Genomic DNA, 12781 nt, shown 5'->3' with positions numbered 1-12781 from the left:
CCGGTGTTCTAAAGCCCTTCAATTTCATTGTGATTCGGCTCATTCCCGACAGGCTTGACTTCTTTGGCAAGTTTGAGCCATTTTCGTCAACGATGATTGCTGACCGTCGGCGGGATGGAGTTGCCGCTGGCTTGCAAGTCTATGGCTTCCGGGTGTGCGGTGTAGTGTTGCCTGAGGCAAGCCGCGAACGCTTGCTTGGTCGCGTCTTCGATCGGGCAGGGGTCGGTTTCCGGCAGACAGGCCAGCAGGCCGCGCAACAAAGCGTCCTGCGGCACTGGCATTCCGGCGAGCCATGAGGCCAGCAAGCCGCGATGAATTTGGGCGGGCAACGAAGCCAGAATGCCGACGTCGTTCTGATCGTGTACCAGCAAGCCGGAAGTGGTGCCGCGATCCAAGGTCAACACTTGGAAAAGATACAAAGTGTGGTAGTCGAGCTGGCGTTGGCGGTGTTCCGCGCTGGGTTGGGTGCGGGTCGCCAGCACCGCCGCCAATATCGCGCAATAGGTATCGATCGCGGCCGTACCGACGGCCTGGGCCAGCGCCAGGTCGGCGTCGAAATCGCCGCTATTATGGTTTTCCAAATAAAAGTGGCTGACGCCGCGATGGCGTTCCAACGCCGGGATATAGAAGTAGCGGTCGCCTTGTCGCGCGGCTTCGTCGTAGAGCGCCGGCGCGGCTTGTTTCAGGCAGTCGGTAAACCGGGTCGTGTCCGATTCGATCGGGTTCGACGGATTCAGGTCGGCCATCATCCGCCAGTAACCGTTGCCGTCCTTCATTTCGGTCCAACTGATGTGGATGTGTACCGACGGCGCCAGCGGGTTGTTCGGATGGATGATCGTGGAAAGCGCCGACGCGGAAGCCAGCTTCTTGGCGGGGTCGTCGTCGTACTGGACTTGCGAGGTGTTGACCGAGGCGCGGTTGAATGCGTTCAGGTCGGTGGCCATGTAGCGGGCGCCGCCGCCGTGCCGGCCTTGGTCGCGCAGCCATTCGATCGGCTCGAATGGCTGGCCGTCGCCGAATTGGACCGCGATTGGGTTTAGTTGGCTCACGAAACGCCGCCTAAGCTCGCGGAGCATCGCGTAAGCGCGCTCGGCGCGCGGGGATTTTGCGTGAATCGCTTGCATATTCTGATTTCCGAGATTTAACGAGTTGGTTGAGGTCGGTTAGGCAACGGTCGCCGCGATGCGCCGATCGGGTGCTACCGGGGCGGATCGATGGACTCGACTCGGTTTTGGGTTTGTTGTTGAAATTCAGGGACCAATTGTTTCAAACAAGATAGCAGCTCGCCGGTTTCGCGGCACAGGCAGCCGGCCTGCATGCGCTCGATGCTGGCCAGCCATTCGCCGCTGTCGTAGACCCTGGCCTTGGCTAGCCGCAGTTTCGGCAGGCCGGTGGCTTGCAAGGCCTCTTGTTCATGGAACAGCTCTTCGTATAATTTCTCGCCGGGACGCAAGCCGACGTATTCGATCGCGATGTCGCGATCCGGGATTTTGCCGCTGAGCCGGATCATTTGTTCGGCCAGATAACGGATCTTGACCGGCTCGCCCATGTCCAGCACAAAGATTTCGCCGCCCTGGCCGGCGGTTTCGGCCTGCATGATCAGCTGGCAGGCTTCCGGTATCGTCATGAAGTAGCGGGTGATGTCCGGGTGGGTGACCGTGACCGGGCCGCCGGCCTTGATTTGCTCGCGAAACAGCGGCACGACGCTGCCGGCAGAATCCAGCACGTTGCCGAAGCGCACCGTCGTGAAGCGGGTCGAGCCCGGCCGGTCCAGGTTCTGGCACAGGATTTCGGCGGCGCGCTTGGTCGCGCCCATCACGTTGCTGGGATTGACCGCCTTGTCGGTCGAAATCAACACAAAGCGCGCCACGCCGCCGGCGATGACGGCTTCGGCGAGGATTTTGGTGCCGATCAGGTTGTTGTGCACGGCTTCGCGGACCTGATATTCCAACAAGGGCACGTGCTTGTAGGCGGCGGCGTGGAACACGATTTCCGGACGCTCGGTTTCGATCAGGCGTTGCACGGTCAAGATGTCGGCCACGTCGCCGAGCACCGCGACCCGCGGCAATTGCGGAAACAGCCGGGCCAGGTCGGCGTCGATCTTGTACAAATTGAATTCGCATTGGTCCAAGACGATCAGCCGCCGGGGTTTTACCTTGGCGAGTTGCTTGCACAGTTCCGAACCGATAGAACCGCCGCCGCCGGTGACCAACACCGTCTTATCCCGCAGATGGGCCTGAATGCCGGGCCAGTCCAATTTGACCGGCGCCCGACCCAGAATGTCTTCGATCGAGACGCTGCGCAGATTGGCCTTGGTGACCGCGCCGCTCAACAACTCCTTGACCGACGGCAGGGTTTGGAAATCGGCGCCGCAGCCTTCGCAGATTTCGACGATACGGCGCATCTGCGCGGCGTTGGCCGACGGCACCGCGATCAACACGGTTTCGATGTCCCATTGCTTGACCAATTCCGGAATTTGCTCGGCGTTGCCGGCCACCCGGATGCCGCGAATCTCTCGGCGAAATTTGCCCGGATGGTCGTCGACGAAAATGACCGGAACGTAGCCGCTGTCGTGATTCGCAAGCAGGTCGCGCGCCAGCATTTCGCCGGCCGATCCGGCGCCGACGATCAACGCCCGCCGGCCGACCCGCTCGACGAAGGCCCGCTCCTTCCAAAACCGGTACACCAAACGCGGCACGCTGAGCAGCGAGAATAGAATGATCACGTATAGCGGTACCACCGAGCGCGGCACGCCTTGCAGACGGTTGTAAAGAAACAGGCCGCAGGCGATCCAAAACACCCCGCTTAACACCGCCTTGCCGATCCGGATCAGATCGGGCAGCGACGAATAACGCCAGACGCCCCGGTACAAGCCGAACAGCCAGAATTGCCCGACCTGGACGCCGATGACGCCGGGCAGAAACAGAAACGCCGAATACAGGTATTCGTCCGGAATCGCGTGCAGATTAAAGCGCAGCCAATAAGCGCCGAACCAGGCCAGCGGCACCATCGCTAGATCGTGCAGAAAGATCGTCGTGCGCGAGCGGAAACGCCAGGTCACGGCTGAAACTCGGGTTGGCCGGCTTGATAATGCCGGGCGAGCAGGATCAGCGGCGTGTAGGCCAGCGCGATCGCCGCCAGCGCGTAAGCGGGGCGGGAGAACACCCAAAATGCAATCGGCAACAGCCAAAGCAGATTGATCGCCCAGCAGGCCAGCAAGACGTTGGCGTGGCCGTGGCGCTTGGCGGCGTGTTGATAGGTGTGCGAGCAATGCGCAGCGTACCAGCGTTGGCCGCCGAGCGCGCGGCGCGCCAACGTGTAGCTGGCATCGACGATGAACAGACCGTAAAGAATGACGCCGCAATACAGCAGAGCCGGGGCCTCGCGCGTGGCCAGCACGATCAGCAAACCCAGCGCCAAACCGATGAAGCCGCTGCCGACGTCGCCCATGAAGATTTTCGCCTTTGGCCGGTTCCAGATCAGAAAACCCGCGCTGGCGGCGGCTAAGGCCAGCGCCGTTGCTGCTAGGCCGGGGTGGATGTAATGTAGCAAGCCGGCCAGCGCCGCCGACACGAACAGGGCTTCCGAGGCGGCGATGCCGTCGGTGCCGTCCATGAAATTGAACAGATTCAACGACCAGACCAAGCCCAACAACGCCAAGGCATAGCCCAGGCTGCCCGCTTGCCAAATCAGCCCGCCCAATAATCCGTCCAGCGGCGCCGGGATTAGCACGGCCGGTAAACCGTTCAGCAGCCAGACGGCCGTGCCGGCCGACAGCAGATGAACGGCCAGTCTTAAACGGGCGCTGACTTCGGCATGGTCGTCGAGAAAGCCGATCGCGGCGACCGGTAGCGCGGCGGCCAAGGCTAGCGCGGCGTCGGCAGGTAAACGACCGCCGAGGTATAGCCAAGCCGAGGCGGCCGCGAAACTAATAACCATCGCCAAACCGCCGCCGCGCGGGTTGGCGTGGTGTGGGAGCTGCGTTGATTGGGGATGTCCAGCACGCGGTTGCGCAAGGCGTAAAGACGGATCAGTCCGGTCAGGCCGGCCGACAGGCAAACGACGAGGAAGAAAAGCAGCACGCGGATCAGGTCAAATAGCGAATCAGGTCGGGCAGGGCGTCCCGAAGATTGCGGGTGGTAGTAAAGCCCAGTTCCCGGCGGATTTTAGCAGACGAATACCAGGCCGAATCGGTTAATTTCCGCAAGGTGTCGCTATCCAACGGCATGCGCTGCCGGCACAGCCGGTTCAGGCCGTCGCCGAACCGAGCGGCGGCGCGCAGAGCTTGGAATGGCACGCGCCAGCGCGCCGGCGGTTTGCCCAGCGCGGTGCGAATCCAGTCGTAAATTTGCCGGGTGGAATAGGGCGTATCGTCGGTGACGATATAGATTTGGCCGGCGGCGGCCGGGTGTTCCGCCACCAGGATCGCCGCTTCGACCAGATCGGCGACGTGCACCATCGAGCGCCGGTTGCCGGTTTCCGGCAGCGGCGGAAACCGGCCTTGGTGGATGGCGCGTATCATCTGCGGCAAATTGCCCTTGTTGGTGTTGCCGTACACCATGCACGGCCGGATTACGACCGGATGTGGCACGTAGCCGCCGTGCAATACCAACTGCTCGGCGGTGTATTTGGAGCGGCCGTAAGGCGTGTCGGCCGGCGCGGACGCGGTTTCGTCCCACGGCGCTTGCTCGGCATCGCCGACGGCCTTGACGCTGCTGAAATAAATGAAACGCCGCACGCCCGCCGCTTTGGCGGCTTCCAGCAATTTGCGGGTGCCTGCGGTATTGACCGCGAAGTACTCGGCCTCGTCCTGGCGATTTTCGGCCAGCGCATGGGCCTTGCCGGCCAGATGGAACACGGTATCGATACCGTCCAGCAACTCGGGTGGACAAGCCGCTTCGCCGGCCATGTCCCAGGCGAAGTCAATGCCGGCCGTCGTGGCGCGGCCGGCGGTTTTCGGCGCATGGCCGCGCACGCATAAGGCGTCGCGTAGGGCCGAGCCGATAAAGCCGTTGGCGCCGGTGATTAAAATCGAGCGGATCGCGTCGTTCATCAAGTGGACAGGGATGCGGCCGGAGTTGGGTTTAGTCGGGGGCGGCGTCGAGCAAGAGCCGATACACCGCGAGTGTTTGCGCCAGGACGATGGCGTCGGAGAATTCCTGTTCGACCTTGCGGCGGCCGGCTAGTCCCATGGCTTGGCGCAACGCTGGGTTGGTCAGCAGTTTTTCCAGCGCGGTGGCCAGGGCCGGTACGTCCTTGACCGGCACCAAATAGCCGTTCTCGCCGTCGGCGACGATTTCGTCGCAGCCCGGCGTGTCGGTCGTGACGATGGCGCGGCCGCTGGCGGCGGCCTCAATCAGGCTCTTGGGAATACCTTCGCCGTAAAACGACGGCAACACCGCGATGTGCGCGTCGCGCCAGAAGTGGGCGACGTCGTCGACGTGGCCAACGCAGCGGACGTCGCCTTGTCGGTTCCAAGCCGTCAACTGGGCTTGGCTGATCGGCGCGAGGTTTTCGTGATCGGGGCTGCCGACCAGCAACGCGTCAAACTCCAGGCCCTTGCGTTTCAAAAGGCCGACGGCGGCGACATACTCGCCGATGCCCTTGTCCCACAGCAAGCGGGAAACCAGGGCTATCGTTACCCGGCCGGGCGGTTCCGGGATGGCGCGAAATTCGTCGGTATCGACACCCGAACCCTTGATCAGGTGCAGGGCCGACTCGGGAACCCGCAACTGGTCGCGCAACAACGCGTAATCCGCGCGATTCTGGACGATGGTTTGGCTGTTGGGGCGCCGGAACAACAGGCTGAACAGCGGCTGGACCACTTTCCGCAGCCATTTGGCGCGTTGGTGTGACGACGAAAAAATCGTACCGAGGCCGGCCAACAGGTTGACCGTTTTCAGTTCCGGCATCAGCAATGAGACGATGCCGCCGTAAAGTACCGGCTTCAGCGCGACTTGGTGGACCAGATCGGGTTTTAGGTGGCGATAGGCCCGCCACACTTGCATCAAGGTGTTTAATTCGATCCACGGATTGGTGCCGCCGCGATCGACCGGCAGGTCGATCAGTTCGAAGCCGGCCGCGCGGATCGCGTCGCCATGGCGAGTGACGCGGGTCATGACGCTGATGTCGAAGCCGGCGGCTCGAGCCGCCTTGGCCAACGCCATCCGGTGCGAGCAGAAATACCAGTCCTCGGTGACGAAATAGAGCAGTTTCGGGTTTGCCATGACCGAATTATCCGCCTAGCCCGTCTGCTTTTCCAGCCATGCCTGAAACATTAATACGTTCCACAGCGGGTATTGACGATTTAAACGGCCACCTCGGTGGGCTTGCCAGGCCTCGACTATCGGTCGCGGTTTTAGAAAACCCTGCTCGCGCAAGCGGCGTTCGTTCAATAGGTCGTCGGCCCAGTCGCGCAACGGTTCGCGCAACCATTGGTCCAACGGAATCGAAAAGCCGGTCTTCGGCCGCTCCAGCAACGCCGGCGGCACGTGGCGGTAAAGCACTTGTTTGACGATATGTTTGCCTTGGCCGCCGCGGATTTTCATCGCCAACGGCAAGCGCCAGGCAAATTCGACCAATCGGTGATCTAGAAACGGCACGCGGGTTTCCAGGCTGACGTTCATCGCCGCTCTATCCACCTTGACCAGAATGTCGTCCGCCAAATAGCCGACGGTGTCGGACAGCATCATGCGTTCGACGAAACCGAAACGAGCGTCGGGCGATGGCGTTGCCGGCTCGCGGCCGTCGACGACTAACTCGGCCGGTTCCCGCCAGTGCGAAATCAAATGCCGATACAGCGCGTCCGGCGAGCGGGCATGCAGCACGCCGGCCAGTTTGTGCAATTTGTCGCCGGGGTTGGCGTAGCGCCAGGCGTTCGGCAATAACGGCGCGGCCAACCGGGCCAGCCGGTTCCACTGTTCGGCGCCGAAGCCGGTTAACAGATTCGCCGCGAGGGTGCGCGCGACGGGCGGCAACGGCGCCAATTTGCGCCATAAACCGGCACCGAGGAAATAGCGGTTATAGCCGCCGAACAATTCGTCGCCGCCGTCGCCGGACAGGCTGACCGTCACTTGCTCGCGCGCCAATTGGCTGACCAGCCAGGTTGGAATTTGCGAGGCGTCGGCGAAGGGTTCGTCGTAAATCGTCGGCAGATTCGGGATTACCGCGCGGGCCTGAGCCGCCGAGACGTAGAGTTCGGTATGCTCGCTGCCCAAATGGCGGGCCACCGCGTGGGCGTATTCGGCTTCGTTGTAGCCGGCTTCGTTAAAGCCGATCGTGAAGGTTTTTACCGGCCGCGCCGACTGCGCTTGCATCAACGCGACGATCAACGACGAATCGATGCCGCCCGACAAAAACGCGCCGAGCGGCACGTCGGCCAGCATCTGACCGGCGATCGATTGGTTCAGCAAGTGCTCCAATTCGGCGGCCGCCTCGGCTTCGTTGCCGGGATAGGGGAGTCGATCCCGGCCGCCGCCGCGTTTGCCGTCGACCAATACGCGACCGGTTGCGGGTCGTCGCGCCCGGCGAAACGGACGTAACAGCCAGCCGGCAATTTGCCGATACCCCGGTAAATCGAAAGCGGGGCGGGCACGTAGCTCAGACGTAGAAACAGGGTCAGCGCTTCGCGGTCGATCTCGCCGCGAAAATCCGGATGCGCTCTCAGCGCTTTCAACTCCGAGCCGAACAGCAGCGTGCCGTTTTGCCGGCCGTAATACAACGGCTTTTCGCCCAACCGGTCGCGGGCTAGCGTCAACACGCGATCGCGCCGGTCCCACAACGCGAACGCGAACATGCCGACACAGGCGGCCAGGGTTTGTTCCAGGCCCCAGGCGGCAATGGCCGCCAGCAGGGTTTCGGTATCGGAGTGACCGCGCCAGACCGGCGCGCGGTTTTCGCGTTCCAACTGTTGGCGTAGCGCCAGGTGGTTGTAGATTTCGCCGTTGAAGGCGATGACGTAGCGGGCGCAAGCCGACGGCATCGGCTGGTGGCCGGCCGGACTCAAATCCTGGATCGCCAAGCGCCGATGCGCCAAACCCAAGCCGGCCTCTGCATCCAGCCACAATCCGCTGTCATCCGGGCCGCGATGGTTCAGCGTGGCGTTCATGATAGCGAGGCTGTCGCCAAGACGCGTGGAATCGCCGCCGTTGGGCTGAAAGATGCCGGCAAAACCACACATGGTTTCAGTGTCCTCGAATATTGTATGTAAAGGTGTTCATGCCAGCGCTTCCGGGAAAATCGCTTCAACCGCCCGCCGCCAAGTATAGCGTCGATTGTAGTCGCTCAGCTCCGGCTGGGTCCGGTCGGCCAAATAGGCGGCGATTTGCTCGGCCGCCGCGTCCGTGGCGAGCGAGCAGGGAATTTGGCAGGCGCCGGGCGGGGTGATTTCCGGCAACGAGCCGCCGTCCGACACGACGATTTTGCGGTGGAAGCGGGCGGCTTCCACCACCGGTAGGCCGAAACCTTCGTAGGCCGATAAAAACATCAAGGCGTCGGTGTGGGCATACAGCGCTAGGAGTTCGGCGTCCGAGACGTTGCCCAGCACGCGGATGTCGGCGCGGTCGGCGATATAGGCGTCCAAATCGAAATCGAAGTTCCGCCGGGAACCGGCCAGCGCCAATCGGCCCTGGTAACCGTGGCGGTCGCGCAGCAACTTGAAAATATCGACGATGCGGCGCAGATGTTTGTGCGGACGACGGTCGCCGACGTAAAGCAGATACGGCGGGTTCAGCAGCGGCGGTTCGATGTCGCCGCCGGCGTCGGTCAGCACCGGTCCTTCGTAAGCCACCCGGACTTTGCCCGCCCAGCGTTCACCGACCTGTTCGAGTATATCCTGGCGAGTCGTGGCCGACACCGCGTAACAGGCTTGCGCCCTGGCGACGTGGTGGCGCAGCATTTGTCGGAAATACAGTTTCTTGGCGAAGCCGAGCGACTGCACATAGCCGTCCACCAGCAGCGGAATCAAGTCGTGGACGACGAAGGCGCTCGGTATCTTGATCCCCAGCGGCATGTCGAAATGCGGATAGAAATAGCGGTCGGCGCCTTGCCGGTTGACCCAGCGCGGCACCGAGACGTGTTGACGGAACGAAATCGGCGGCGCATCGACGGCGTGCAAGCGGCAAGCGCCGAGTTCCAGATAACGTTGCAGGGCCCGATAGTGCATGCCGTTGGGATCGCAGCCCCGGTCGATCAGCACGTCGATGGTCAGGTCGGCGCGGCGCGGACTGTCCAACAGGGCGAGTAGCAGCGAGGCGGTGTAGCGGCCCAGGCCGGTGTATTGCAGCGCGATCGGGCGGGCGTCGTAGATCAGTTTCACGGTGGTCTGCTTGGGTTAACGGTGATTGACGGCCGGCGCTAGACGTTCGGCGATTTTTGTCAGCCAGCTATCGATGTCGTCCGGATCGGCTACCAACGCCGTCGGGTCGGCGATGGCCTCCGGCAGGCCGCCGCGCGCCGAAGCCACGACGGGAATACCTAGGACTTGCGCTTCCAGCACCACGCGGCCGAATGCTTCGTGCCAGCGCGACGGGACGATGACCAGTTTGGCGTGGGCGTAAACCCGGCCCGGCGATTGCCACGGCATCGATATCAGATTGCCGTCGCGTCGCTCGGTCAGGTTGCGCCGGTCGAACAAATAAAACCGCTCGCCGGGCAAACGCTCGGCGATTTTACGGGCGATATCGCCGCCCTTGAGAATATTGTCGCCGATCAGGACGATGCCTTTGTGCGACACGTAGGTCGCGTGTCGCGCGAAATCGGCTTGTAGCGTCGCGGTATCCAGCTCGGGATATTGAATGTCGATGGAGGCGTCCGGCGCCAAGCACTGCAATTCCTGGGCGATAAAGCGCGAATTGGCGACGAGCCGCGACTTGGCGATGGCACGGCGCAAATCGCGCAACCACAAGCGCTCCAGCGGCCATTCGGCAAGGCGGTACAGCGCGAACATCCATTTTTTCAGGCCTCGCCGGTAGTTCCGGTTCCAGCCCAGCCCGTATTCGTCGCGCACCAGATACACGGTTTGGCCGGTAAAAGCGTTGATTACCGCCGGCGCGTAAAGGCCGTAAGCGTAAAGTGCGTCGAAATCCTTCAAAGAGTTACCGAGTTCGCGTAGCGCGGCGCGGTTGCGCCAGTAGGCGAAGAAGCGGAAGCGAACCGTATCGGCCGGCAGCGAAATCGAGCGAATGTGCCAGGTGTCCGGCAGCGGCATGCGCAGCGACTCGGCGCCGTGGCTGCGCAGATTGGCGACGATGACGGCGGTGATATTGTCGCCGGCGGCTTCCCGACGTTTCAACAGCGCCAAGGTGCTGTGTTCGGCGCCGCCGATGTTGTAACCGAAGTACTTGGAAAAGATCGCGATACGGGCCATCAAAAATTCCCGCCGGCAAACTGTAAGATCGCTTCGGCGCGCCGATGCCAGGAATAACGTTGTTCGGCGGCGCTCAGCGCGTTGGCGGCGCGACGCGCGGCGGCGGCGGGGTCGCTCAGGAAGGCCGCGAAGCCGGCTTCGATACCGGCCGATTGCTCGGGATCGAAACAAAACCCGACACTGTCGTCGAAGACTTCGCCTATCGAGCCGATGCGGGCGCCGAGTATCGGGGTGCCGCTGGCCATGTATTCGAACAATTTCAGCGGCGAGGTGCACCAGTAAATCGGCGAATGCCGGGTCGTCATATAAAACAGCAGATCGGCGGCGACCTGGTACTCGCGTATCGTCTCGGCAGGGCGGTGCGGCACGAAATGGACGTTGCTTAGGCCGCGGTCGCGATAGTAGTCGCGCCAAACCGCGCACTCGCCGTCCTTGCCGCCGACATGCACGAAAGTGATTTGTTCGCGGCCGCGCGCCAGATATTCGAACAGTTCGGCACCGCCTTTATAGAGGCTGCCGGTATGCACCACCAAGAGTGTATCGGCCGGCAAATTCAGGCGTTGCCTGAGTGCGGCTTTCGGCAATGCTCGCAACGGCGCGTAGGCCTCCGGGAAGGCGGCATTGTGGGCCGGCAGCAGGTTGGCCTCGCTAAAGCCGTAGACCTTGCGGTAGTGTTCGGCCAATGCCAGGCAATTTGTGGTCATTTTAAAGCGGCCCGCTCGGTTCAATAGCCGAAACAGGGTTTTGGGCAGCCAGCCGTGCGGTTGATCGTGCGCTTCGTAAACTACTTGGCCGCCGGCGAAAATCACGCAGAACGCGACGACGATGTCGCGGGTGACAAATAGAGCCGAGCGCTCGGCACGAGCACCGCTCAACGCCGCCAGACAGGCTCGGATATAGCGTTGCCATTGCTTGGCCGACCAGGGCAGCGGACGGTGCGCGAACGGCGGATTGCCACTCAACCCGCCGGGCGAAATCAGCAGAAATTGCCCGGCCAGCCGGTCGTGGTAGGCCTGGGCCATCGACAGGATTTGACGGGCCTGGGCGCCGGACGCGGACAAGCTGGCACGGGTGATGTAAATAACGCGCATGCGGTTCCAATATTTTCAACTAACGATCATGAAGCGGTTTTTTCGGCCGAACAAGCAAAAAACTTGGCGTGGGAACGGCCGGGCTTAAGCCGGACGCCCTTCCGCGCCGGACCAGGCCAGCAGCAATTTCGCGGTCGCTACGTTCAATACGGTATTGACCAGCAAGGCCAGCGCCAGCGCCAGCGGCTGGGTCAACTCCAGCGCGGCCAGCAAGGCCAGCAAGGCCGTGGCCGGCAAATAACTCAGCGGCGACACCCAATAGACTTGGCGTTGGGTGATGGCGTTGCTCAGCGTCGTCCGCCACACCAAGAATGGCGAGCCGGCCAAAATGGCCAAGGCCGCCAGCAAGGTATCGTTCCAGCCCTGTTCCAGCGCCAGCGCCAATGCCGCCAACCCGGTGCTGAGCAGCACCGAAGTCGCCAGCACCCAGCGGGCTCCGCGTCGGTATTGATCGCCCAAATCGCGATCTTGCCGGAATAGGCCGTGACGGACATGCAGGCGTTGTAGCACAAAGTCGGCGATGTTGGTCACCAGGCCGCAGACCTTTTGCAAATAACCGAACAGGCCGGCGCTGCCGAAATCGGCTTGCGCGGCCGGAATCAGTAGCAAATAACGCACGCCTAACTGTTGCAGCAATTTGGAGAAAAACAGCGTCATCGCTTGATACAGGAAATCGCGGTCGAGTCGGCGTAACGACAGATTGACGCTCAGCCGATAGTAACGGCAGATTCGCAAGTTGCTCAAACAGCCGCCCAATAATTCCAGCGTGACGATTTGCAGCGCGTCGCCGTACCAAACCAGCGCGGCGGTCAAGCCCAGGCGTAACGCCGTTGCCTGCGCCAATTGCGCGTCCAGCAACTCGGCGTAACGCTCCGGATCGGCGATTTTGGCGGCGTGAATTCGAAATCCGCAACCGGCCACACAGAACAGCAACATAGACCAAAACCCGGCGGATAAGGGTTCCGGATACAAAGTGGCGAACAGGCCAGCCGCCCACGCTAGGCTGATCAGACCGGCATAAGTCGCGGTGCGATCGATCAACGCGTCGCTGGCGGCTTTATCGAGCGACAATGCCGCGCGGCGGCGGATCAATTGCTTATCCAGTCCCGATGCCGTCAGCAAGGTTGACAGATTGAACAAGGCCAGCAAACTCATATATTCGCCGATTTCCGCGAACGGCCAGCGCCATTGCATGACCAATAAAAACAGGCCTTGCGAGGCAACGCTGAGCAGGCGCAGCCAGATCGGTTTGACTACCGCGTGGGTTCGGGCGCGATGGGGGCGGGACGGAGCCGGCATCCGGCCCTACCAAATACTGTCGTGG

Annotated in this window: 11 protein-coding genes; all 11 read right to left on the bottom strand. The window is 62.2% G+C overall.

What is annotated here, in order from left to right:
- Positions 1-86: 86 nt before the first annotated feature.
- Positions 87-1124: a coproporphyrinogen III oxidase gene (locus tag ACP4CD_RS13815; RefSeq protein WP_426991341.1), complete on the bottom strand. Its 1038-nt coding sequence runs from the start codon at positions 1122-1124 to the stop codon at positions 87-89.
- 74 nt (positions 1125-1198) lie between these two features.
- Positions 1199-3061 carry a polysaccharide biosynthesis protein gene (locus ACP4CD_RS13810; RefSeq protein ID WP_426991340.1) on the bottom strand — a complete coding sequence of 621 codons (1863 nt, stop codon included), beginning with the start codon at positions 3059-3061 and terminating at the stop codon, positions 1199-1201.
- The gene (locus ACP4CD_RS13805; protein ID WP_426991338.1) at positions 3058-3939 is read right to left on the bottom strand and encodes an MraY family glycosyltransferase; all 882 of its coding nucleotides are present in this window, start codon (positions 3937-3939) and stop codon (positions 3058-3060) included. Before ACP4CD_RS13805 ends, ACP4CD_RS13810 begins: the two co-directional genes overlap by 4 nt.
- 148 nt (positions 3940-4087) lie before the next feature.
- Positions 4088-5053: an NAD-dependent epimerase/dehydratase family protein gene (locus ACP4CD_RS13800; protein ID WP_426991336.1), complete on the bottom strand. Its 966-nt coding sequence runs from the start codon at positions 5051-5053 to the stop codon at positions 4088-4090.
- Positions 5054-5084: 31 nt separating this feature from the next.
- The gene (locus ACP4CD_RS13795) at positions 5085-6227 is read right to left on the bottom strand and encodes a glycosyltransferase family 4 protein (protein WP_313729107.1); all 1143 of its coding nucleotides are present in this window, start codon (positions 6225-6227) and stop codon (positions 5085-5087) included.
- Between the two features lie 15 nt (positions 6228-6242).
- Positions 6243-7496, bottom strand: a complete 1254-nt coding sequence (locus ACP4CD_RS13790) for an asparagine synthetase B family protein (RefSeq protein WP_426991333.1) — start codon at positions 7494-7496, stop codon at positions 6243-6245.
- Positions 7406-8179: an asparagine synthetase B family protein gene (locus ACP4CD_RS13785; protein WP_426991332.1), complete on the bottom strand. Its 774-nt coding sequence runs from the start codon at positions 8177-8179 to the stop codon at positions 7406-7408. The genes ACP4CD_RS13790 and ACP4CD_RS13785 overlap by 91 nt, the downstream gene beginning before the upstream one ends.
- Positions 8180-8215: 36 nt before the next feature.
- Positions 8216-9316 (bottom strand): glycosyltransferase, encoded by a 1101-nt coding sequence (locus ACP4CD_RS13780; RefSeq protein ID WP_313729105.1) that lies wholly within the window; start codon positions 9314-9316, stop codon positions 8216-8218.
- A gap of 15 nt (positions 9317-9331) precedes the next feature.
- Complete coding sequence (locus ACP4CD_RS13775; RefSeq protein ID WP_426994684.1) at positions 9332-10366, bottom strand: glycosyltransferase family 4 protein; 1035 nt, start codon at positions 10364-10366, stop codon at positions 9332-9334.
- Positions 10366-11457 (bottom strand): glycosyltransferase family 4 protein, encoded by a 1092-nt coding sequence (locus ACP4CD_RS13770; RefSeq protein ID WP_426991331.1) that lies wholly within the window; start codon positions 11455-11457, stop codon positions 10366-10368. Before ACP4CD_RS13770 ends, ACP4CD_RS13775 begins: the two co-directional genes overlap by 1 nt.
- Positions 11458-11541: 84 nt before the next feature.
- Positions 11542-12756, bottom strand: coding sequence for a hypothetical protein (locus ACP4CD_RS13765; protein WP_426991329.1), 1215 nt, complete (start codon positions 12754-12756; stop codon positions 11542-11544).
- Positions 12757-12781: the final 25 nt, after the last annotated feature.

It is taken from the genome of Methylomonas stagni, from assembly GCF_050154735.1.
Taxonomy (GTDB): domain Bacteria; phylum Pseudomonadota; class Gammaproteobacteria; order Methylococcales; family Methylomonadaceae; genus Methylomonas; species Methylomonas koyamae_A.
The sequence above is the reverse complement of the archived record's forward strand: the minus strand, read 5'-3'. Positions and strand labels throughout refer to the sequence as shown.

What these genes read in the sequence shown, in the direction of transcription:
- ACP4CD_RS13815 (WP_426991341.1), bottom strand. Translation starts at nt 1,124, where the DNA reads ATGCAAGCGATTCACGCAAAATCCCCGCGCGCCGAGCGCGCTTACGCG.
- ACP4CD_RS13805 (WP_426991338.1), bottom strand. Translation starts at nt 3,939, where the DNA reads ATGGTTATTAGTTTCGCGGCCGCCTCGGCTTGGCTATACCTCGGCGGT.
- ACP4CD_RS13800 (WP_426991336.1), bottom strand. Translation starts at nt 5,053, where the DNA reads ATGAACGACGCGATCCGCTCGATTTTAATCACCGGCGCCAACGGCTTT.
- ACP4CD_RS13795 (WP_313729107.1), bottom strand. Translation starts at nt 6,227, where the DNA reads ATGGCAAACCCGAAACTGCTCTATTTCGTCACCGAGGACTGGTATTTC.
- ACP4CD_RS13785 (WP_426991332.1), bottom strand. Translation starts at nt 8,179, where the DNA reads ATGTGTGGTTTTGCCGGCATCTTTCAGCCCAACGGCGGCGATTCCACG.
- ACP4CD_RS13775 (WP_426994684.1), bottom strand. Translation starts at nt 10,366, where the DNA reads ATGGCCCGTATCGCGATCTTTTCCAAGTACTTCGGTTACAACATCGGC.
- ACP4CD_RS13770 (WP_426991331.1), bottom strand. Translation starts at nt 11,457, where the DNA reads ATGCGCGTTATTTACATCACCCGTGCCAGCTTGTCCGCGTCCGGCGCC.
- ACP4CD_RS13765 (WP_426991329.1), bottom strand. Translation starts at nt 12,756, where the DNA reads ATGCCGGCTCCGTCCCGCCCCCATCGCGCCCGAACCCACGCGGTAGTC.